Raw genomic sequence first — 23499 nt, forward strand, 5'->3', positions numbered from 1 at the left:
TTTATTTATCAACTTTATATTATGTTAAAAAAAACACTCTTCAAAATTACATCTCTTATTCTATTAACCACTGTTATTAGCTGTGGTATTTATAGTTTTACGGGAGGTGATACTGGAAATGCAAAAACCATTCAGATAGATTTTTTTAACAACAATGCTGAATTGATTGAGCCTAGCTTAAGTCAAGAATTTACTATTAATTTACAAGATTTTTTTATTACACAAACCAACTTAAATTTGGTTAAAAGCGGTGGAGATCTTCATTTTGAAGGAGAAATTTCTAGATATACAATTACTCCTATGTCTGCCAATGCAGATCAAGGAGCTTCTCAAAACAGATTAACAATTGAATTTAATGTTCGTTTTTACAACCGTACTGACGAAACTAAAAACTTTGAAAAAAGATTTAGTCATTTTTATGATTATGATGCCAATGAAATTTTACAAGGAACGCTTTTAGAAACCGCTTTTGAAGAAGTTTTTGAAAGAGTGAATCAAAATATTTTTAACGCTTCTGTAGCCAATTGGTAAATTATGCAAGAATTTAACCAAGCAATAAAAAATAACCAAACAGAATCTCTTAGTCTTCAAAAACTAGAGGGTATTGCTGATGAATTCCCTTATTTCCAATTCGCCAAAACCTTACTTTTAAAAAAATACCATCAACAAAAACATTACAAGTACAACAATAGTTTAAAAAACGTTGCTGCACACACAATTAATAGAGAAGTGCTCTTTGATTATATTACTCATATACATCATACAACTACAACAGTTTCTACCAAACCTATTGTAGAAAAGACTCCTTTAACTAATTTAAAAGAAAAAATCATCCCTCAGATTATTACAGAGGAAACTCCTTTTGAATTTACACATTCCGAAAAACACAGTTTTCACCAATGGTTACAGTTATCTAATACAACTCCCATTGTAAGAGAAGAACCTAAAAAAATAGAAGAAACGGTAAATCCAAAGCTGAATATCATCAACCAATTTATTCAGAACAACCCTAAAATAAGTCCCGTTAAAAAAACAATTCAAACACCAACAACCGCTTTAACACCACCCAATTCAGACATTTCTAATGAGTTAATGACCGAGACTTTAGCAAAGGTATATTTAGCTCAAAAAAAATATGATAATGCCATTCAAGCTTATAAAATTTTAAGTTTGAAATATCCAGAAAAAAGTGGTTTATTTGCAGACCAAATACAAAGAATAAAAAATTTACAAAATACATAAATCATGACATACAATATATTGTTAATCTTAATCATGGTAGTTGCGGTACTACTTATCTTAATTGTTTTAGTTCAAAACCCTAAAGGAGGGGGATTGTCTTCATCTTTAACAGGTGGTTCTGGTAGCTCAATTGGAGGTGTACAAAGCACAAATAATTTTCTAGACAAAGCTACTTGGACTTTAGCCATTTCTTTATTACTGTTAATTCTAGGATCTAGTTTAGTAATCCCTAGAGGAGAAAGTACTAAATCAGAATTACAAGAAACAATTCAACAAAGAGATGTAGTTGCTCCTGCACAAGAAGATGCAACAGACATTGAAGATATTATTAATGACAATACTACAAAAGAAGAAACTACAGAAGAGTAATATTTCTTGTTAACAAACATAAAAAATGTCATCATGTCACCACATGATGACATTTTTGTTTTATAACAATCCTGTTTTTTAATTGGCATACTTTTAGTCCCTAATAAACACAACTAATAACAATTTTAATTAAATAATTATGAGCATAAACATTAAACCATTAGCTGATAGAGTTTTGGTAGAGCCAGCTCCAGCAGAAACAACAACTGCTTCTGGATTAATTATCCCAGATTCAGCAAAAGAAAAACCATTACAAGGAAAAGTAATTGCTGTTGGTAACGGAACCAAAGACAATCCTATTACCGTAAAAGAAGGTGACACCGTTTTGTATGGTAAATATGCTGGTACTGAGTTATCTTTTGAAGGAAACGATTATTTAATCATGAGAGAAAGCGACATTTTCGCAATTATCTAATTAAAAAAACATTTTAAAATGGCAAAGGAAATCACTTTTGATATTGAAGCACGTGACGGATTAAAACGTGGAGTTGATGCATTGGCTAATGCAGTAAAAGTAACTTTAGGTCCTAAAGGACGTAATGTAGTAATAGGAAAAGCATTTGGAGGACCACATATTACTAAAGATGGTGTAACTGTTGCTAAAGAGATTGAATTATCTGATCCTTTAGAAAACATGGGAGCTCAAATGGTAAAAGAAGTAGCTTCTAAAACTAACGACTTAGCAGGAGACGGAACTACTACAGCAACTGTATTGGCACAATCTATTGTACAAGAAGGTTTAAAAAACGTAGCTGCGGGAGCAAATCCTTTAGACTTAAAAAAAGGAATAGACAAAGCAGTAGCTTCTATTGTATCTGGTTTAGCAGAGCAATCTAAAGAAGTCGGTTCTGACTCTAGTCAAATTCAACAAGTTGCAGCCATTTCTGCAAACAACGATAATTCTATTGGAGATCTAATTGCTGAAGCTTTTGGAAAAGTTGGAAAAGAAGGTGTGATTACTGTTGAAGAAGCAAAAGGAACTGAAACGTATGTTGATATTGTTGAAGGAATGCAATTTGACAGAGGTTATTTATCTCCTTATTTTGTGACCAATTCAGAAAAAATGTTAGCTGAATTAGAGAATCCTTATATTTTATTATACGATAAGAAAATTTCTAACTTAAAAGAGTTATTACCAATTTTAGAACCTATTTCTCAAAGCGGAAAACCTCTATTAATTATTGCTGAAGATGTTGATGGTGAAGCCTTAGCTACTTTAGTGATGAACAAATTACGTGGTGCTTTAAAAATTGCAGCTGTAAAAGCTCCTGGTTTTGGAGATAGACGTAAAGCCATGCTAGAAGATATTGCTATTTTAACTGGAGGAACTGTTGTTTCTGAAGAAATGGGATTGACTTTAGAAAACACAACTTTAGACTCTTTAGGTACTGCAGAAAACATTACTATAGATAAAGACAATACTACAATTGTGAATGGTGCTGGTACTTCTGAAGCTATTACTGCTAGAGTAAATCAAATTAAAGCACAAATAGAAACTACTACTTCTGATTACGATAAAGAAAAATTACAAGAACGTTTGGCTAAATTAGCTGGTGGTGTTGCTGTTCTTTATGTAGGTGCTGCTTCTGAAGTAGAAATGAAAGAGAAAAAAGACAGAGTTGATGATGCTTTACATGCAACTAGAGCTGCTGTAGAAGAAGGTATTGTTGCTGGTGGAGGTGTTGCCTTAGTTAGAGCTAAAGCTGCTTTAACTGCTTTGGAAGCTGAAAATGCTGATGAAAAAACAGGTATTGCTATTATAAACAGAGCTATTGAAGAGCCTTTAAGACAAATTGTTAGCAATGCTGGCGGTGAAGGTTCTGTAGTAGTTGCAAAAGTTATTGAAGGTAAAGACGATTATGGTTACAATGCCAAAACTGAAGAATACGTTCAAATGTTTGCTGCAGGTATTATTGACCCTACCAAAGTAACTCGTGTAGCTTTAGAAAATGCTGCTTCTGTTGCTGGTATGATTTTAACAACTGCCTGTACTTTAACAGAAATCCCTGAACAAGCGCAAGCTGTTGGAGGACATGACCACGGACACGGTATGCCTGGAATGATGTAAAAAAATTTCTTACTTAAATACAACAAAAAACCCAACTCATTGAGTTGGGTTTTTTAGTATCTCTAAAAATTATATCCTAATCTTATTTAATTTTAGAATATATCAATTCTAATTGCGGAGCTTTGGTTGTACTGTTTACATCATTTAACATGACCAATCCTTTTGCTGTGGTAGATCTTAAATCTACAAAAGTAGTCTCACCTCTGCTCTCTTTAATCCTTAACTCTGTAACTTCACCACTTGCTAATGCTTCTTTTACTAAATCCGTAATAAAGAATCGTACGTAAGGTTCCGTTTCGTTTTCAGTATCTTCAAATCTAACAATCCCATCTACAAAGCTATAAGTTGTTCCTAAATAAAAATAATCATCAATTGCTGTTGCCGTTCCTTCATCATCTATAGCATAAATAAGTAAAGAACTTAAAACCTTACTATAATCATCAGCATCTTTAAGATAAATTTTTAAAGTAGCTTGGTTAATTAACCAACTCTCTTCTTGAGAAGTCACACTGTGCTCATTTATAAGACTAGAAATATCTACTTTTGCTTGATAACCACTAGCTCCTTGCACATATACCTCATTTGCTATATTCGCACTTACATGATTGTGGTTGTATAAATTGTGTAATGCACCATTTAAACTAAAAGACAATTCTTTTTCGGCATCTTCTTGATCAGCCTCTTGATTAGTGTAGTTAATTTTTAATTTAGCAGCTGTTAAATCTACTGGAAACACTAAACCGTCTCCAGATGTTTTAGTAACCTCTAGTTTTAATCCTTTAAAAAAGGCTCTCATTTCATCGTTTGTGGCAAGTGGATTTTGATCTAACTTAGCTAAAAACTCTGTTGCAAAATCGTATGAGTCCAATGGAATTCTTAAAGTATCGGCTGCTGTATAAGTTTCAGAAAAACTATAACCAGTTAACACTCCTAATTCTGTTAGAGCTCCTAAATCCTCTTTAGTTCCTGCACTATTTTTTCCATTAGAATAATAAGTTCTAGTAGAACCATCGGCATTAAATCTTTCTAAATAAGTTTCAAAAGTTGATACTTTAAAATCAAATACCGTTGCAAAATCACCTAGAGCATTAATCAGCTCTAACTCTTCTGTAGAATCTTCTTTTAACGTAAATGACAAAGGGATTTCCAAAACAGCACTAACATCAATCGTTGTTACGTCTTCTGGAACCTCATTAGTAGTTCTTTTTACAGGGTATGAATCTGCTGTTATTTGACCTACAAAACCCGCATTTACAGCTCCAAAATTACTATTTGTATAATCACCTATTAAGTAAGTTGATAATAAACTAGAAGGAACAAAATCAACCTCAGCAGTTTCAATTTCAGGATTAATACTTATCGTATCTTTTTTAAAATTGCTATTATTAATTAATCCATCAGCAGAGCTGGTAATCTCATTACTACAACTCACAAAAAAAAACATAGTACCTAAAGCTGCTATGTTTTTTAAAGACTTTATGTTAAAAAGTGTCATATATTTTTTATTGATTTAAAACTTTTTCTGAATAAAATTCCAAATAAGCTTCAGCAAAAGTATCTTCTGTTTGGTAATCTAAAAACGGTTTTTCTAAATCGTCTAAATAATCTTCTAGATCATCATTTACAAATCTACTTGCCTTTATAACTCCGTCAGAATTATCAATTGCGCTTTTTAATATATTCGCAAATGTAGACTCCTCTAATACAGCTATCTTAGCTTCAGGAATTTCATCGTAACGAACTTTTTCGGCTAAATTTTCTGATAAAGGACCTTCAAATTCATTATCATAAACGGAAGTTATTATCTTAGTGTTTGCAAATAAAGCATCGTCTTTATAATACTCCTTTAAATACAAAGGCAATAAACATGCCATCCAACCGTGTACGTGTATAATATCTGGTGCCCAGTTTAATTTTTTTACAGTTTCTACAACTCCTTTTGCAAAAAAGATAGCACGTTCATCATTATCAACAAACATTTCATCATTTTCATCGGTAAACGTAGCTTTTCTTTTAAAATACTCTTCGTTATCTATAAAATAAACCTGCATTCTTTCCTTAGGAATAGAGGCTACCTTTATAATCAAAGGCATATCCATATCATTAATAATCAAATTCATCCCAGAAAGTCTAATCACTTCGTGCAACTGGTGTCTTCTTTCGTTTATCACTCCATACCTTGGCATAAAAATTCTTGTCTGTACTCCCTTGTGATGTGCTTTTTTTGCGGCCTCGAAAGACATTTCTGACATTTCAGTTGGTGGTGTATATGGTGTTACCTCACTAGAAACGTATAAAACTCTCTTGTTTTTCATAAATCATTCAATTATTGAATATAATTTTGCAAAAGTACGAAAAAATACCCAATATATAAGGATTTATAGTAAGTTTGCAGTTGCTTAAATGTAATTCTAAGGAATGAAAGTATTCACTGCTAGAGATTTAACTCAATCGCACATTTTAGATCTTAAGAACAAAGGTCTTACTATTGGTTTGGTTCCTACTATGGGAGCATTACACCAAGGTCATTTGGCTCTTGTAAAACAAGCTAAAGAAAATAACGATATTGTGGTGGTTAGCATTTTTGTAAACCCTACACAGTTTAACAATTCTGCAGATTTAGAAAAATACCCTAGAACACTAGAAGACGATTTAGAAAAATTAAAAAGCGTAAATTGTGATTTAGTTTTCACCCCAAATACATCAGAAATGTATTGTAATGATGAAAAAGCTGAGTTATTTAATTTTGAAGGCTTGGACAAAGAAATGGAAGGGAAGTTTAGAGACAATCATTTTAATGGAGTAGGAACTATTGTTAAAAAACTATTCAACATTACAAGCCCTAACAAAGCTTATTTTGGAGAAAAAGATTTTCAACAGTTACAGATTATTAAAAAATTGGTTGAAATAACCAAACAACCTGTTTCTATTATTGGCTGTCCTATTTATAGAGAAGACGACGGTTTGGCAATGAGTTCTAGAAACATGAGACTAAGCAAAGAACACAGACAAAGCGCTCCTTTTATATACAAAACACTTCTTCAAGTTAAGGAATTATCCAAAAAATCTAGTCCGTCAGAAATAGAAAATTTTGTGATTGATAAATTTAACAATCATCACAATTTAGTATTAGAATACTTTTCTGTGGCCAATGAGAATGATTTAAAAACTGCAAATTCTTTTCACAATCTCCACAAGCAAAGAGGCTTTATAGCTGTTTTTGCTGATGAGATTAGATTGATAGACAACATTGCACTTTAAGAATTATCTAACTAGATATAGTTTAAATTCAGATATAAATAATTAATTTTGCAACATGCAAATTGAAGTCGTAAAATCTAAAATACACAGGGTAAAGGTTACTGGAGCCGATTTAAACTATATTGGTAGTATTACTATTGATAAAGCTTTAATGGAAGCCGCTAACATGATTGAAGGTGAAAAAGTATCTATTGTAAACATTAACAATGGAGAGCGTTTAGACACTTACATTATTCCTGGTGAAAAAAACAGTGGAGAAATTACTCTAAATGGACCTGCAGCTAGAAAAGTAGCTCCGGGAGATATTATTATTATTATTTCTTACGGTTTGATGGATTTTGAAGAAGCTAAAAACTTTAGTCCTTCTATTGTTTTTCCTAACGAAGAAACAAATACACTTACCTAATATTGAAAGCTAACACAAAAAAAACATTAAAAACAGTACTCCCTCTTTTATTGGGTGCGTTTTTAATTTGGTTATCACTTTCTAAATTCACCCAAGAAGAATTAAACGAAATAAAAATCTCTTTTTACAATGCCAATTATTGGTGGGTGGGTCTTTCTATATTTTTAGGTTTTTTAAGTCATGTTTGTAGAGCACACCGCTGGAAATACATGTTAAAACCTTTAGGATATCAACCTAAATTTTACAATAATGCCATGGCTGTTTTTGTAGCCTATTTGGTCAATTTAGGAATCCCTAGAGCTGGAGAGTTTAGTAGAGCTGCTACTATTAATCAATATGAAGATGTTCCTTTTGACAAAGCTTTTGGAACCATTGTCGCAGAAAGATTAGCCGATATGGTGGTTTATTTACTCTTAATCATTCTTGCCTTTTTTGCTCAATACGAATTAATTAAAGAATTGATTATTGACAGAATTCCTCCCAACCCTATTCTAATTGGTACTATTGGCTTAGTTTTACTAGGAATCGCTTATGTTATTTTTAATGCCATCAAAAAATCTACAAAACCTTTTTTTATAAAAATAAGAGAATTTGTTACAGGTCTAATAGAAGGTATTAAAACGCTTTTTACCATGGAAAAAAAATGGGCATATATATTCTACACTTTTTTAATATGGTTTTTATACGTACTAATGCTGTATGTGGTTATTTATGCATTTCCAGAAACTAGCCATTTAGGGTTAGATGCTATTTTAATATGTTTTATCATGGGAACATTTAGTTTTGCTACTACCAATGGCGGAATTGGAGCCTATCCTTATGTAATACAACAAGCTTTATTAATATATGCAATTCCAGAAACCATTGGAGCTAGTTTTGGATGGATTGCCTGGACATCTCAAACTATATTAGTCTTGGTTTTAGGAGGTCTTTCTTTTTTATTATTACCTATTTTAAATAAGAGCAGATAAACCACACACAAGTGTTGTTAATTTGCCTACAAGAATTTACATTTATAATTCCTTGCAAATTACATTATGGCCAAAACTAAAACAGCATACTTTTGTCAAAATTGTGGAACCCAACATTCTAAATGGATGGGACAATGTGGTACCTGTAAAGAATGGAACACTATTGTAGAAGAAGTAATTGCCAAAGAAGAAAAAGCCGATTGGAAATTAGAAAACGCTCCCAAAAAAGCCAACTTACCCCTAAAGGTAAAAGATATTCAGGTTCAGAATGAAATACGTTACAACGCGGTTAGTAACGAACTAAACAACGTTTTAGGTGGCGGAATTGTACCGGGTTCTATAATCTTATTAGGTGGAGAACCAGGTATTGGTAAATCTACCTTAATGTTGCAGGTAGCATTAAGCATGAAATACAAAGTGCTGTATGTTTCTGGAGAAGAAAGTCAAACACAAATAAAATTAAGAGCAGAACGCGTACAAAATCTAAACGAAGATTGTTTGATTTTAACCGAAACCAATACTCAAAAAATATTCAAAGCCATACAAATAGAACAGCCAGAAATTTTGGTGATTGATTCTATACAAACCCTACATACAGATTATGTAGAAAGTTCTGCAGGTTCTATTTCTCAAATAAAAGAAACCACTACGGAGCTGATTAAATTTGCCAAAGAAACCAACACTCCTGTTTTGGTAATTGGTCACATTAATAAAGAAGGTAGCATTGCAGGTCCTAAAATTTTAGAACACATGGTAGATGTAGTTTTGCAATTTGAAGGAGACAGAAACCATAGCTACCGAATTTTAAGAGCTTTAAAAAACCGTTTTGGATCTACCCAAGAATTAGGGATTTTTGAAATGCGTAGCGGAGGTTTACGTGAGGTTAAAAACCCATCAGAAATATTAATTTCTAAAAAAGATGGTGATTTAAGCGGAACAGCCATTGCTGCAACTTTAGAAGGAATGCGACCTTTAATGATAGAAGTGCAAGCCTTAGTAAGCACTGCTGTTTATGGAACCCCACAACGTTCTGCCACAGGTTACAACCTAAAACGTTTAAACATGATTTTAGCCGTTTTAGAAAAAAGAGCTGGTTTTAGATTAGGAGCTAAAGATGTTTTTTTAAATATTACAGGAGGTATTGCCGTAGACGATCCTGCCATAGATTTAGCGGTTGTTGTAGCTGTATTATCTAGCAACGAAGATGAACCCATTCCGCAAAATTATTCCTTTGCTGCTGAAGTTGGTTTGGCAGGTGAAATTAGACCCGTAAATCGGGTAGAACAACGCATTAGCGAAGCAGAAAAATTAGGTTTCGAAAAAATATTTGTCTCCAAATTCTGTAAAGTCTCACAAAAAGAAAGCAATATAGAGGTTATTAAAATTTCTACAATTGAAGATTTAGTTGGTTTGTTATTTTAAGAAAAATATTCCTTATTTTTCTTAAAACTTACTTTTCTTATGAAACTCTTAAAACTACTAGCATTTACCTTAGTTTTCTTTTTAAACAATGTACAACTTAGTGCACAGTATTTAGAAGATTGCTCTTGGCACACTATAAAAACCACAGATCAACCTGTGCAAAGACACGAGGCTGCGTTTATAGAAGCCAAAGGAAAATTCTATTTATGCGGAGGACGTGGTATTAGACCCGTTTCTATTTTTAATCCCAAAAATAATGTTTGGACTCAAGGATCTAAACCACCTATAGAACTTCATCATTTTGAAGGAATATCTTACAAAAACAACATATTGGTAGTTGGAGCATTTACAGGTCGCTACCCGCACGAAACTCCTGTTCCAAACGCATATGTTTACAATACCAAAAGAGACAAATGGACTCAAGAATTTGAAATTCCAAAAGACAGAAGACGTGGTTCTGCCATGGTAAAAATACACAAGAACAAATTGTATATGATTTGTGGAATTATAGACGGTCACTGGGATGGACACGTAAATTGGTTTGATGTTTATGATTTTAAAACCAAAAAATGGACAAAATTACCCAATGCTCCTAGAGCAAGAGACCATGCTGCTTCTGTAATTATTGATAACAAACTCTATCTAATTGGAGGAAGAAGAAGTTCTGGGAAAATTAAAAAAGTGTTTCACCTTACTGTTCCAGAAGTAGATGTTTTTGATTTTAAAACAAATACATGGTCTACCCTACAACAACCTGTACCCACACAAAGAGCAGGGTGTATGGCTATAGCCTATGGTAATACAATCCTTTTTGCTGGAGGTGAAAGCATTCATCAAAAAAATGCTCATAGCGAGGTAGAATGTTACGATACCAAAACCAAAGCATGGAGCACTTTAAAACCCTTAAATAGAGGAAGACACGGGTCTCAACTCATTTTATATAAAGATAAAGTTTATACCGCATCTGGTAGTGGAAACCGTGGAGGTAGCCCCGAATTAAAATCTATTGAAGTCTTTAAAATTGAATAACTGTTAAAAATCAATCCTCAAATTGTTTTAAATCAATCTATTAAAAACAAAGCCACTGTACTTTTAGGGTATCATTAATTAAATAAATTCTATGAAAATTTTATTCACCTTTTTAGCCATTTCAATCTCGTCTTTAACCTATGCTCAGGATTGCTGTAATGTTATTGACAGTGAAAGTACCAACATAGTAACTTCTAACGGAAATTGTGTAGTTACCAAAGCAGCAAATGGAGATTGTGATCAAACTCCTCTATTAGTAGTAGCCATGGTAGAGCCAAAACTAAAGCCTTATGAGATTAACATTTTAAACAAAGCTCTTAGAGGTGTAAAATTTAAGACTAATAGTGATGAATTATTACCTAAATCTTACACAAAACTACATGACGTTTCTACTTTACTAAAAACCCATGAAGATTTTATGTTAACAATTAATGGTTATACAGACAACACAGGATCTTCTGAATACAATCATAAATTGTCACACGAAAGAGCCGAGGCTGCAAAACAACATTTGGTAAAAGTTGATGGAATTGATGCCGACAGAATTACAACCAATGGTTATGGTGAAGAAAACCCTATAGCGACCAACAATACTGAAAAAGGAAAAGCTAAAAACAGAAGAGTAGAATTTAAAGTATTTCTTAAAAAATAATACTTCTATTTTATAAATAATATTAAAAATAAGGTCAAGTTTTAAAACTTGACCTTATTTTTTTAATTTACTATCCTAAATAGATGGTTATCTTACTGATTTGTATTATTTTACACATTCTAACCTAAATTTAAATTAACATGAAAACTAAATTACTATTATTAACCGTTTTAATTTCGACAACATCCTTTGCACAATCACTATGTAGCAATGTTGTAGATAGTGCTGGAATTAGCGTAATCACACAGAACAAAGTTTCCGTAAGCACCACGTCTGCTTCGGCAACAATTTGTTTAGATCAAGATGGAGATGGTATTGTAGATGCTGAAGATAAATGCCCAACTGAAGCCGGTACCTTAAACGGATGTCCTGATACTGATAATGACGGAGTTATTGATTCTAAAGACAAATGTCCTAAAATTGCTGGTAAACTTAACGGATGCCCTGATGCTGATAAAGATGGAGTAGCAGATTCTAAAGACAAATGTCCTAAAGTGGCAGGTTCTCTAAATGGATGCCCTGATACTGACAAGGACGGAGTCATAGATTCTAAAGACAAATGTCCTAAAGTAGCTGGTTCTCTAAACGGATGTCCTGATGCTGACAAAGATGGAGTAGCAGATTCTGAAGACGAATGCCCAACAGTGGTAGGTACGAAAGCACACCACGGATGTCCTGAATTAAGTAAAGAAGCAATAGCAACTTTAGGTAAATACGCAAAAACAATTCAGTTTAATACTGGAAAATCTAGTTTTAAACCTGGAGTGAGTACTACTTTAGATAAAATTGCTGAAGTAATGAAAGAATTTGATACTGTAGAGTTTACTGTTGATGGATATACTGATTCTGTGGGAGATGAAACTAAAAATCTTGAATTATCAGAAAAAAGAGCAAAAGCTGTTTTAGACTATTTAGCTACTCATGGAATTAAAGAAAGTAGATTAATATCTAAGGGGCATGGAGAAGAAGATCCTATTGCACCTAACAATACAAGAACAGGTAGAGCTGAAAACAGACGTGTAATAATTACTGCTCAGCACTAATCAATTGCATTTTAAATACTTTATAATAGAGGCAACAAATAATTTGTTGCCTCTATTTTTTTTCTAAAAGCAGTAAACACCGCTTAACTTTTAGTCAATGCTATTTTAATCCCCATAGTCACAAACACCAAACCCGTTAGTTTTCCCAAACGCGTGTTTATTTTAGGATTCTTTTTAAATTTATCAGAAAAAAATGTTGCGAAAAAAATTAAAATCATTGCCCAGACAATTCCAAAAATAGCATAAGTAAACCCCAGTAAAAGAAATGGGACAGGGTTTTCTATTTGATCTTTTTGAACAAATTGAGGAAAAAACGCTAAAAAGAATAATGCAACTTTTGGATTTAATAAATTGGTAACAAATCCTGATAAAAAATCTTTTTTAGTCGTTGTAGGTCCTATATATTCATGAATCAAAGCAATACCCTCTTTTTTTTTCAGCTTAAAAAAACCTAAATAAATTAAATAAAAAGCTCCTAAGTATTTTACAACTGCAAAGGCAACGGCAGACTTGGCTAGTAACACAGACAAACCTAAGGCAGCCAATAACGTATGTACTAATACACCTGTATTCACTCCTAAAGCTCCATAAAACCCAGATTTTTTCCCCAAACCAATTGATTTGTTTAATACAAATATGGTGTCAATCCCTGGAGTAATTACAAACACTAAAGTTGCTATTAAAAAAGTAATAAAATTTTCAATTCCCATAATTCTATTTTTAAAGGTTATTTCTAAATTTCAGGACAAAGGAAAAGCTTTAGTACTCTTTAAAAAATACATATTTTTGATTAACTAATGTGAAAAATGCATTAAACATGACAACTCAACAAATAAAATATTTTTTAACACTTGCCAATGAATTGCACTTTTGGAAAACTTCTGAAAAAGTATCTATATCACAATCGGCTTTAAGCAGGCAAATTCAAGCACTTGAAGATGAAATCGGCATTCAGCTATTTAAGAGAAATAAAAGGAATGTAAAACTAACAGATGCTGGCAAGTTTTTAAAAGAACAATGGACAAATGTTATGAGTGAATTGGATCAAATTCACAGGCAAGCTAAAAAAATTGACGAAGGAAAAACAGGCACCATCTCCATTACCTATCCAGGTTCTATTGCCTTTAGTTTTTTACCCGATTTTTTAGAAATCATCAATACAAAACTCCCAGATCTAAAATTAGAACTAACAGAACCTATAGATGAAAATCATCAAAAGTTACTTTTAAATTACGAAACCGATATTTCTTTTAATAGAGACCCTATAAAGAATAATAGTATCCATTCCTTAAAGTTATATTCAGAACCTGTTTGTCTGGTACTTCCTGAAAGTAAAAAATTACCACATGACATTCGTGAACTGCAAAACGAAAACTTTATAATTTCTGGTTTGCATAGAACTACATCAATAGCTGCACTTTTAAGAACTATTTTTAATGAATATGATTTTGAACCCAAGAGAACAATAGAGTCAGATTTTGGAGGTATGATTTTAAATTTAGTATCTAAAGGCTTAGGGATTTCTATACTACCACTATCCTATAAATTTGCCAATACCAAAAACGTATACTTTGTTCCTTTAGAAGTAGAAACCAACCTTTATGTACATTGGAGAAAAAACGAAGAAAACAAAGTGATTCCCAAGATTATAGATTTTGCAAAAAACCTAAACAATCCTAATTTTTAATTTTATATTTCTATAACAAATATTAAAAAATCATTCAACAACCCAAAACCTACTATTTGCTGTAATCCTTTTTTTAACTGACTTGGTAAATACCCCAACTTCTTTTTAAATGCTACTGTAAAATGTTGTGGATTTTTATATCCAACCTCATAAGAAGCTTGAGAAATGGTATAATTTTCTTTCTGAATAAGCTCTTTGGCTTTTTCTATTCTTAAAGCAGTTATGTATTTAAAAACTGTACTCCCATAAATCTGCTTAAAGCACTTTTTAAACTTAGAGGTATTCATCCCTGCTATTACAGACAAATCTGGAATGGTTAACTCCTTTTTTAAATTTTGTTTGATGTGATTTTCTACCGTAGTTAAATTTACAGTATCAAATTCGCTAATTAATTCATCAACCACCTTGGTTTCCTTATTGGTTAAGGCAATTAACAACAGCTCTGTAATTTTAGCTTCCAAAAAAGCTTTTTTCATGGTTCCTTCAAACACACAATTAGAGATGTCTTTTAAAATTCCTAAAATTTGTTCGTTAATCAAATAACCTTCTTCTAAAAAAACATAAGGAAGCTGTTCTTTTTTAGCCTTTGTTAATTCTGCAGATTTCCCTGTAAAACAATAGCCCATATTATTTTGCAAAAAGGTTTCGGCAAAATAAATCTCTAGAGAATTTACACGACCTGGACTGTAAACATAGCTTGTGTTAGAACTGGGCACGTAGATTAAATTATAAGTTCCTTTTAAAAATTCTATAACATCACCTCTTTTTATATCGGTAGTACAAGTTACATTCCCCTCTAACTGAAAATGTAATTTAAACAAAGGAAAGTCTTGAGACACTTTAAAAACATAGTTTTCTTTTGTTTCTAGCTCATGAGACAACATACATAGTTTATTCAACTGAATATCTTGAAAGACTCCATAAACAGTACGATCGTCCACCATATTATTGTACTCCTCTAGCTTAAAAACCTCCATGTTTTTGTTAAAAACAATGACTCGATCCTCTTCTCCAACGACTTTACTATTTAAAACGATTCTCATTAATTCTTTTTGCGTTATAATAATTTCCATTTGCGTTATCTAGACTAGTTAAACACAAGGTACTTTTGCAAAAGTAATTTATTTTTATCAAATCTAAATAAGAAACTCCTACGGAGATGAAAAAAATCCTATTATTTATACTTTTTGTTAACTGCGTGGCTATTGCACAAAGAAACCACCATAAGCACCATGGTAAACACCAGATATTGGTAGGTACAATTGCTAACAATAACGGTGAGCCTTTAATGGGAGCTACTATTTTAGTAGACGATAACAAATATGCTACCGTAGCGAATGATAAAGGAGAATATTTTATTCACGACATATCAGAAGGAAAACACATTGTACAAGCATCTTATTTAGGTTTTTCTCCAGAAAAAAAAGAAATTTTTGTTAGCAAAGACATAAGATCTCAAAAAATAAATTGCCACTTCTCTTTAAAAGAAAGTTCAGAATCTTTGCAGAAAGTAAACTTAGTAGGTAAAACAAAAAAAACTAAAATTGAAACAGAAGGCTTTGCCGTTAACGTTATAGAAACCAAAGAAGCTAGTTTAAGAAACTTAACAACCAATGAGCTATTGGACAGATCTGTTGGAGTACGAATCAGACAAAATGGAGGACTAGGTTCTAGTGTAGAATACAACCTTAATGGTATGTCTGGAAGTGCTGTTGGAATATTTTTAGATGGTTTAGAAATTTCAACATACGGTCAATCTTTTAACTTAAACAATATACCTACTTCTATGATTGAACGCATAGAAGTGTATAAAGGCGTATTACCATCTCACCTTACAGGTGATTATGCTGGAGGAGCTATCAACGTAGTATTAAAAAAAGATGTATCTCAAAACAGTATTAACCTAGCCTCATCTTATGGATCATTTAACACATCACAATCAGATATTGGAGTAATGCTTCGCGATAAAAATACAGGACTTGCTTTTAGAGGTTCTGCTTTTTATACTTATACAGATAACAGTTATGAAACTTGGGGTGAGTCTACAACATATGTAAACTACCTAGGACAAATTATCAAACCCTATCGAGCTAAACGTTTTAACAATACATACAAAGCATTAGGAGGACGTTTTGAAGTTGGATTTACAGATAAGAAATGGGCAGATCAATTTTTTATAGGATACAATGGTTCTAGCAACTACAGAGAAATACCTCATGGTGTAACCATGGCTGTACCTTATGTGGGTAGATTTAGTGAAGCTGAAGCTCACGTATTATTGCTTAATTATAGTAAAAATGATTTTCTAACCAAAAATCTATCACTTAAAGTTAATGCTGCTAGAAGTTATCGTAGCACCTATTTACAAGATACTATTGGAATTGCCTATAATTGGGACGGTAAACCTAGAGAAATCATTCAAGAAGGAGAAAGAGTAATTCTAGAAACTCTTAATGGTGGACAGCAAGGAGAGAAAACCATTACAAATACCGACAGAAAGATCACAAACATGCGTTCTAACTTAGGTTACATGATAACGGATGGACATAGAGTTTCTTTAAATCATAAGTTCGAAGCAACAGATAGAAATAATGAAGATCTATTAAATTCAACCATTACAGAATACGCTACAACTAGTACAATCTCTCAGAATATAGTTTCTGTGAATTATGAAGCAGAAACTTTTAACAAGAAATTACTGACTAACTTGTTGGGTAAACACACCTATAATCATACAAGTAAAACAGAATACGGAATTGAAACTACAGACGGTATCAACTCAATTGAAAAAACAGATACTACTTCAAGCAACTCTAACTTTGGTTACGGTGCCACATTATCTTATAATGTTATTCCTAATTTATATGTAATAACTTCTACAGAAAAAGCATATGTATCACCTACAGATAACCAATTGTATGGAGCTCCTGAACAAAATATTTTAGAAAACACTCAATTAAAACCTGAATACAATATCAACTACAATTTAGGATTTCGTTTAAAAACATTACAATTTAACAAACATAAGATATCTGTTTATGCGAATCTTTTTTGGCGTAATGGACACGATAAAATTAAACAAGAAGCCGTTGATGCATCACTAATTGAAGAAGAGACAGAAGCCGATATAGAAGTAACTAGATACGTAAATCTTGGGGAAACACAAGCAAAAGGTTATGAAGCAGAAATTACATACATCTATAACAACAGACTAAACACCTCTTTTAATTTCTCAAAATTTAACAATGTATTTAAACAAGAGTTCGATGAAAATGGTAATCCGCACTCTTTATATAATTTTCAAGTACCCAATGAACCTTTTTTTACAATCAATGCAAACATACAGTATAGATTCAACAATCTATTCCAAAAAAAATCCATATTAAACACATATTACACCATGGGTTATGTTGGTGAGTATTACACTGTATGGGGACAACCAGATTGGTCAAAAACTCCTAGTCAATTATCACATGACATAGGATTGAGTTATCGTTTTCCTTCTAAAAAATTAGTAGCAAGCCTAGATGTTAAAAACATATTTAATGCTGAACTCTACGACAACTTCAGAATACAAAAACCTGGTAGAGGAATCTACTTCAAACTAAATTACACAATCAATAAAATTTTATAATTAAATAATTAAAATCATGAAAAAAAATCTATTTAAAATAGGATTATTAAGCATCTTTTTAGCTTTAGGGAGCTGTGATGACGATAATAGCATAACTGAAGATCCTATTGTAGACCCAATTGATGAAACACGTTACATCACCTTAACAGCATCATTCCCAGATGATGATGGAACCGGAGGTAATGGAGGGACTCGTGCATACGGTATTACTGTAGAAAATGCAGAAGATCCTAATTATGTTGTAGACCTTTTAAAATATGAAAATGGAGCATTTGTAGAAGGTATTGGTTTAAAATCTAGCCGTACTGCTCGTGTACAAGCTTCTGCAGATGGTAAATACTTATACAACATACAATATACGGGTACAGAAGGTGGTGTGTTTAACAAATACGAAGTTGGTGAAGGAGGTAACTTTGAAGAAGTTGGTTACGAACTAAACACAGCTGCAATTTTAGGTACTGCCCCTCGTTGGATGAAAGCAGCAGAAGGTACTGGTATTGGTGTTTATGCAAGCTCAAATGACGTAGACTACGAAGAAGAAAATGGAAACTATACATTCTTAAGTGCAGATAGTGAAATAAAAATAGCTGATTTAGACTTAGACCAAACAGCAATTATAAATACCGCTATATTTGATTTTCCTTGGACAGATGAAGAAAGAGCAGCTGGTTACAATGTAGGACGTGTAGATGTACCTATTTTAAACGAAGCAAAAACTAAACTTTTTATTGGGTGTAGAACTAGAAAATATGATGTTACTGCAACTCCTACTTTAGATGAGGATGGTATCCCTGTATGGCCATATGGAGAAATTGATGGTACAAAAACTTTAGTTTTAGATTATCCTTCATTAAAAAACCCTACAGTGATTACTTCTACCAATTCAACAGAAGTAAACAACTCTTACCGTACCATGACACAATATGTAGGTACAGATGGTCATGTATATCAAGCTACAGCTACATCGGGTGCTGATATTTTACGTATTAGTAGTGCTACTAACGACTATGACCAAAGCTACCACTTTGACTTAAACGATGCAATTGGTGTTACTGGAGCGCAAATTAAAGCTTGGAGATATGTTAAGGATGGAATAGGTGTTGTTTTGTATGTGTTTGATGACGAGGTATCAGATATTAGAGGTGGATACCTTGCCTTAATTGATTTAAATAACCCTTCAAATTCTGTTAAACTAGCTACAGATGTTGAGACTGATGCTGATTTAGAAGCTACATTGGGTCAATTCCAATACATTGGTTTGGTTGGGGACAATGCTTATGTTCCATTAACTCCTTCAGGTAAAGAAGGTAATATATATGTTATCAACACTTTAACTAAAGAAATTAGCAAAGGTGCTACGTTAAAAACTATTTCTGGTAGTTACTACTTAGGAGCATACTAAGTCTTAAATATTATTTCATAAAATAATTTTAAGTCCCTTTCTAAATTCAAATTTTAGAAAGGGACTTCCCAATAAAACATCCAAATGAAAAAAATAATCACGCTTTTAATGCTTGCACTTCCTTTGTTAACTTTTGCACAAAGACCGCAAAGACCACAGCAAGGGAATAGCAATATTTTTCACGATCGTTCTTTTTGGCAAACTCAGCCAGATGTAGCAACCGTAAAACAAAAAATTAAAGAAGGAAACGATGCAGTTAAGCAAAACAGAGCAGCTTTTGATGCCCTTACTTTTGCTATTATGGCCAAAGCTCCTGTAGAAACAATTGCTTACATATTATCTTTACCAGGTAACAATGTAAACAAGTCTACACACGATAACAGAAGCTATTTAATGTGGTCTGGATACGCTGGAGATATTGAGGTAATGAAATTATTACTTAGCAAAGGAGCAGATACCAAAGTAGTAGGAAGCCACGGTTTTAACTGGTTTACATTTACAGTAAATGCAGGTCACGAAAACACAGAAATTTACGACTTAATGGCTGCTAACGGAATTGATTTAAAAGAAACCAACCGAGCTGGTGCCAATGCTATTTTATTATTAGCAGCACATAGTAAAGATGGTAAAATTTTAAACTACTTTGAGCAAAAAGGATTAGACATTAAGGCTACAGACAAACAAGGAAACAATTTGTTATTTTATGCTGCACAACGTGGTAATTTAGAGTTGATGAAGAAATACATTGCTAAAGGATTTGACTACAAAAAAACAAATACTGAAGGAGAAAACATGGTGCTTTTTGCAAGTCATGGAGCAAGAGGTTACAGCAACTCTTTAGAAGTATATCAGTATTTTAATTCTTTAGGGTTAGATTTCACCTTAGTGAATAAAAAAGGACAAAACGCATTGCATTACATCGCTAGAGGTACTAAAGATGCTGCTGTGGTAACGTATTTCATCAAAAAAGGAGTTAACCCAGACCAAAAAGATGAAAACGGAAACACTCCATTTTTAAATGCAGTACAAGGAAATAATAAAGTCGTGGTACAACAATTATTACCTAATATAAAAGACATCAACCACAAAAACAAAGAAGGTTTTACAGCTATTACCCTTGCTACACAACGCGTAAACGTAGCTCTTTTTAATACTTTAAAAGAAAAAGGAGCAAATGTAAATGTTGTAGATGCTGATGGAAATAACTTATTCTATCACCTATTTAATGCTTACAACAGAAGAAGCGCTAAAGGATTTGATGCTTTTGCTACGGCTTTAGAAAGTGCAAAGGTTTCTTCTAAAAACGCTTCTAAAAACACAACATTGTTACACGTTGCTATAGAAAAAGGGGAAAGAAAACTAATTCAGAAAGCAATGGAATTAGGAATCGATATCAACCAAAAAAACAGTGATGGTTTAACACCTTTACACATTGCAGCTATGAAAGCAAAAGATGTTAAAATGTTACAAATGTTACTACACAAAGGTGCTGATAAATCTATAAAAACAGATTTTGACGAAAGTGTATACGATTTGGCAAAAGAAAACGAATTGCTGAAAAATGCTGACATTGCCTTTTTAAAATAATTTAATTTAAAATTTTATGAAACTTTTTAAATATACATTCTTAGTAATTTGCCTATCGTTAATGGCATTTACTACTTTGCAAAATGCAGAACCTACAGAAAAATATAAGTGTATGGTTCAGCTAAAAAATTATGAAGGGGAAGGTGCTTATGTGATTGTCTCTATAGTTGATAAGGATGACAACTACATTAAAACCCTACAAATTTTAGGTGATGACGAAAAATGGTACCCAGATTTACCAAAATGGTGGTCGTTTTTTGAAAAAGCAAAACAACCAGAAACAGATGCTATTACCGGAGCAACAATTGCTGGTGGAGAGCGTTCTATTTTTGTACTAAATGTTGCTAAAAGTGATGTAAACAACGGGAACAAATTAAGATTTGAAACTGCTGTAGAACACCAAGATCATCATTTAAAAGATTTAGAGGTTATATTAAACACTAAAAATCTTAAAAACAAATACGAAGGAACAGGATACATTCGTTACGTAAGAATTATCCCTAACTAATTTAGCACATGCTTCACAAAATATGGAGGTACAGTCATTTTTACTTGACTGTATCTTCTTCTTTATTTTTACTATTAGCTGCCATTACGGGGGCTATTTTGGCCTTTAAACCTATACAGAACAAACTGCAACCTTTTAAAGTTGAGCAGACAGAAAATGTAGTATTGGCAGACTTGGTAGACAGTTTAAAAACCAAATATGAAGAAGTTTTAGATCTAGAGGTAGACAAAAACTATTTTGTAAAAGCCAGTGTTTTTAGCATGGAATCGGAATTGGATGGACAGTTTTACATCAATCCTACCAATGGAGCTAAATTGGCCAACATCCCTAAACCCAATGCTTTTTTTGAGTTTATTACCGATTTTCATCGCTCTTTATTTTTAAAAACTCCAGGAAGGTTTTTTGTAGGAATCACTTCCTTTTTATTGTGTTTAATAGCCATCACAGGTTTGCTATTAGCCATTAAAAGACAAGGAGGTTTTATTCTATTTTTCTCTAAAATTATCAACGATAAATCTATACAATACAACCACGTTGCTTTGGGTAGATTGTTGTTAATTCCTATCATCATTATTGCTTTTACGGGAACCTATTTGTCTATGGACAGATTTTCTTTGTTGCCTAAAAATAATACTGAAATCGTGAATGAAAACACCTTAAAAAACCAAATTCCGTTTGCCGAGTTTCCTATTTTTAAAAACACCACACTTAAAGATGTTCAGAAATTAGAATTTCCTTTTTCTACGGATGCAGAAGATTATTTTACCTTAACATTACATGATAAAGAAGTACAAATTCATCAAAAAACAGGAGCTATTGTAAGAACTACTGTTTTTCCTTTTATACAAATTATGTCGGTTTTAAGTTTTAACCTACACACCGGAACAGGAAGTATTCTTTGGTCACTTGTTTTACTAATCAGTTCTTTGGCAATTCTATATTTTATGTACTCAGGAACCGTTATTTCAATACAAAGATTGCGTTCTAAAATAAAGAACAAATTTACTGCCAACCAAGCAAACATTGTTATTTTGATAGGTTCCGAAAATGGAAGCACCAAAAGATTGGCCAAAACGCTGTTACTGTCTTTATTAAAAGCGAATCAAAAAGTGTTTTTAGATGATTTAAACAATTATCAAAACTACCCAAACATAGAGCAGTTAATTGTATTAACTGCCACCTACGGACAAGGAGAACCGCCTAGCAATGCACATTTGTTTTTAGACAAATTGCAACAAACCCAAATAGACCATTCTCTTGATTGTCATGTAATTGGTTTTGGATCTTTTTCTTATCCTAAATTCTGTGAGTTTGCTAAAACTATTTTTAAACAAACCTCAGCACATCAACAAATAAATGTTCCTGCAGAAGCACCCTTGTTAATTCACAATCAGAATTACAAACAATTTAAAAACTGGGCTACAAACTGGTCTCAATCTTTAGGAATTCAATTGGATTTACCGACCGAATTAACAGCTAAAAAAACAAAAGAAACCACCTTTACAGTTATTGACAAAGAAGTGGTAAAAGACAACTATGATGAAACTTTTACGTTGACTTTGGCTTTGCAAAAAAGAAAGCGTTTTTTACCGGGTGATTTGCTAGGAATTATTCCTCCCAACGAATCTTCTGAAAGACTGTATTCTATTGGAAAAAATGCAAAAGGTGATCTATTGCTAAGTATTAAAAAACATACACACGGAGTTTGTTCTAACTACTTGCATCAGCTAGAAACTGGAGCAAAATTTAATGGAACCATTCAGCAAAACAAAGAATTCCATTTGCCTAAAACCAACAAAACCGTCACGTTAATTGCTAACGGAACAGGAATTGCTCCTTTTTTAGGAATGGTACATCAACCAACAAAAGCAAACCTTAGTTTGTATTGGGGAACTAGAACTCACACCTCTTTTGAATTGTATAAAACAAGTATTTTAAAGGCTCAGCAAAAAGGAACTTTACAACAATGCAATATTGCTTTTTCTAAAGAAGTTACGGAATACAATTACGTTCAAAACCTATTGGCTAGAGATGAAAACACCATTGCTAACAACTTAAAAAACGGAGGTTATTTTATGCTTTGTGGATCTTTAAACATGCGTGATGCCGTTTTTATTCAGTTAGAAAAAATTTGTATAAAACACCATTTACCATCTTTTGAAACTTATAAAAACAACGGACAAATTTTAACGGATTGTTATTAACCAACTTTAAATTC

22 protein-coding genes are annotated in these 23499 nt (G+C 32.5%); 18 read left to right on the plus strand and 4 right to left on the minus strand.

The window, feature by feature from the left end:
- The first annotated feature begins 21 nt into the window (after positions 1-21).
- From FHR24_RS00560 to groL, 5 genes are all read left to right on the plus strand, one after another.
- Positions 22-531 carry an LptE family protein gene (locus tag FHR24_RS00560; protein WP_167182330.1) on the plus strand — a complete coding sequence of 170 codons (510 nt, stop codon included), beginning with the start codon at positions 22-24 and terminating at the stop codon, positions 529-531.
- Positions 532-534: 3 nt separating this feature from the next.
- A complete protein-coding gene (locus FHR24_RS00565) occupies positions 535-1242 on the plus strand; it encodes a hypothetical protein (protein ID WP_167182333.1) in 708 nt (235 codons plus the stop codon).
- A gap of 3 nt (positions 1243-1245) precedes the next feature.
- A complete protein-coding gene (gene secG / locus FHR24_RS00570) occupies positions 1246-1611 on the plus strand; it encodes a preprotein translocase subunit SecG (RefSeq protein ID WP_208412267.1) in 366 nt (121 codons plus the stop codon).
- 139 nt (positions 1612-1750) lie between these two features.
- A complete protein-coding gene (locus FHR24_RS00575; RefSeq protein ID WP_167182336.1) occupies positions 1751-2026 on the plus strand; it encodes a co-chaperone GroES in 276 nt (91 codons plus the stop codon).
- A gap of 18 nt (positions 2027-2044) precedes the next feature.
- Positions 2045-3679 (plus strand): chaperonin GroEL, encoded by a 1635-nt coding sequence (gene groL, locus FHR24_RS00580; RefSeq protein WP_167182339.1) that lies wholly within the window; start codon positions 2045-2047, stop codon positions 3677-3679.
- A gap of 82 nt (positions 3680-3761) precedes the next feature.
- Here the strand turns inward: groL and FHR24_RS00585 are convergent, their stop codons facing one another.
- Positions 3762-5174, minus strand: a complete 1413-nt coding sequence (locus tag FHR24_RS00585; RefSeq protein WP_167182342.1) for a DUF4270 family protein — start codon at positions 5172-5174, stop codon at positions 3762-3764.
- Between the two features lie 7 nt (positions 5175-5181).
- Positions 5182-5994 (minus strand): glycogen/starch synthase, encoded by an 813-nt coding sequence (locus tag FHR24_RS00590; RefSeq protein ID WP_167182345.1) that lies wholly within the window; start codon positions 5992-5994, stop codon positions 5182-5184.
- Positions 5995-6097: 103 nt separating this feature from the next.
- On the opposite strand from FHR24_RS00590, the gene panC reads away from it, so the two are divergent.
- The 7 genes from panC to FHR24_RS00625 all read left to right on the plus strand — a co-directional run bounded on the left by panC (position 6098) and on the right by FHR24_RS00625 (position 12463).
- Positions 6098-6940, plus strand: coding sequence for a pantoate--beta-alanine ligase (gene panC / locus FHR24_RS00595; protein WP_167182348.1), 843 nt, complete (start codon positions 6098-6100; stop codon positions 6938-6940).
- A gap of 55 nt (positions 6941-6995) precedes the next feature.
- A complete protein-coding gene (panD, locus tag FHR24_RS00600; protein ID WP_167182351.1) occupies positions 6996-7346 on the plus strand; it encodes an aspartate 1-decarboxylase in 351 nt (116 codons plus the stop codon).
- A gap of 2 nt (positions 7347-7348) precedes the next feature.
- Entirely contained in the window at positions 7349-8317 is a 969-nt protein-coding gene (locus FHR24_RS00605; RefSeq protein WP_167182354.1) for a lysylphosphatidylglycerol synthase transmembrane domain-containing protein, read from the plus strand.
- 66 nt (positions 8318-8383) lie between these two features.
- Complete coding sequence (gene radA, locus FHR24_RS00610; RefSeq protein ID WP_167182358.1) at positions 8384-9739, plus strand: DNA repair protein RadA; 1356 nt, start codon at positions 8384-8386, stop codon at positions 9737-9739.
- Positions 9740-9778: 39 nt separating this feature from the next.
- Positions 9779-10768, plus strand: coding sequence for a Kelch repeat-containing protein (locus FHR24_RS00615; protein ID WP_167182361.1), 990 nt, complete (start codon positions 9779-9781; stop codon positions 10766-10768).
- 91 nt (positions 10769-10859) lie between these two features.
- Positions 10860-11420 carry an OmpA family protein gene (locus tag FHR24_RS00620; RefSeq protein ID WP_167182364.1) on the plus strand — a complete coding sequence of 187 codons (561 nt, stop codon included), beginning with the start codon at positions 10860-10862 and terminating at the stop codon, positions 11418-11420.
- A gap of 140 nt (positions 11421-11560) precedes the next feature.
- Positions 11561-12463 (plus strand): OmpA family protein, encoded by a 903-nt coding sequence (locus FHR24_RS00625; RefSeq protein ID WP_167182367.1) that lies wholly within the window; start codon positions 11561-11563, stop codon positions 12461-12463.
- 83 nt (positions 12464-12546) lie between these two features.
- On the opposite strand, the gene FHR24_RS00630 is transcribed toward FHR24_RS00625, so the two are convergent.
- Positions 12547-13173, minus strand: a complete 627-nt coding sequence (locus tag FHR24_RS00630) for a LysE family translocator (RefSeq protein ID WP_167182370.1) — start codon at positions 13171-13173, stop codon at positions 12547-12549.
- Positions 13174-13280: 107 nt separating this feature from the next.
- Between FHR24_RS00630 and FHR24_RS00635 the strand changes: the two genes are divergently transcribed.
- A complete protein-coding gene (locus FHR24_RS00635) occupies positions 13281-14150 on the plus strand; it encodes a LysR substrate-binding domain-containing protein (protein WP_167182372.1) in 870 nt (289 codons plus the stop codon).
- A gap of 2 nt (positions 14151-14152) precedes the next feature.
- On the opposite strand, the gene FHR24_RS00640 is transcribed toward FHR24_RS00635, so the two are convergent.
- Entirely contained in the window at positions 14153-15223 is a 1071-nt protein-coding gene (locus tag FHR24_RS00640) for a helix-turn-helix domain-containing protein (RefSeq protein WP_167182375.1), read from the minus strand.
- Positions 15224-15309: 86 nt separating this feature from the next.
- On the opposite strand from FHR24_RS00640, the gene FHR24_RS00645 reads away from it, so the two are divergent.
- From FHR24_RS00645 to FHR24_RS00665, 5 genes are all read left to right on the plus strand, one after another.
- Positions 15310-17784, plus strand: a complete 2475-nt coding sequence (locus FHR24_RS00645) for a TonB-dependent receptor (protein ID WP_167182378.1) — start codon at positions 15310-15312, stop codon at positions 17782-17784.
- A gap of 16 nt (positions 17785-17800) precedes the next feature.
- A complete protein-coding gene (locus FHR24_RS00650; protein ID WP_208412268.1) occupies positions 17801-19186 on the plus strand; it encodes a hypothetical protein in 1386 nt (461 codons plus the stop codon).
- A gap of 84 nt (positions 19187-19270) precedes the next feature.
- The gene (locus tag FHR24_RS00655; RefSeq protein ID WP_167182381.1) at positions 19271-20773 is read left to right on the plus strand and encodes an ankyrin repeat domain-containing protein; all 1503 of its coding nucleotides are present in this window, start codon (positions 19271-19273) and stop codon (positions 20771-20773) included.
- A gap of 16 nt (positions 20774-20789) precedes the next feature.
- Positions 20790-21281, plus strand: a complete 492-nt coding sequence (locus FHR24_RS00660) for a DUF2271 domain-containing protein (RefSeq protein ID WP_167182384.1) — start codon at positions 20790-20792, stop codon at positions 21279-21281.
- A gap of 8 nt (positions 21282-21289) precedes the next feature.
- A complete protein-coding gene (locus FHR24_RS00665; RefSeq protein WP_167182387.1) occupies positions 21290-23485 on the plus strand; it encodes a PepSY domain-containing protein in 2196 nt (731 codons plus the stop codon).
- Positions 23486-23499 lie beyond the last annotated feature (14 nt).

Source organism: Wenyingzhuangia heitensis (genome assembly GCF_011762155.1).
GTDB classification, from domain to species: Bacteria; Bacteroidota; Bacteroidia; order Flavobacteriales; family Flavobacteriaceae; genus Wenyingzhuangia; species Wenyingzhuangia heitensis.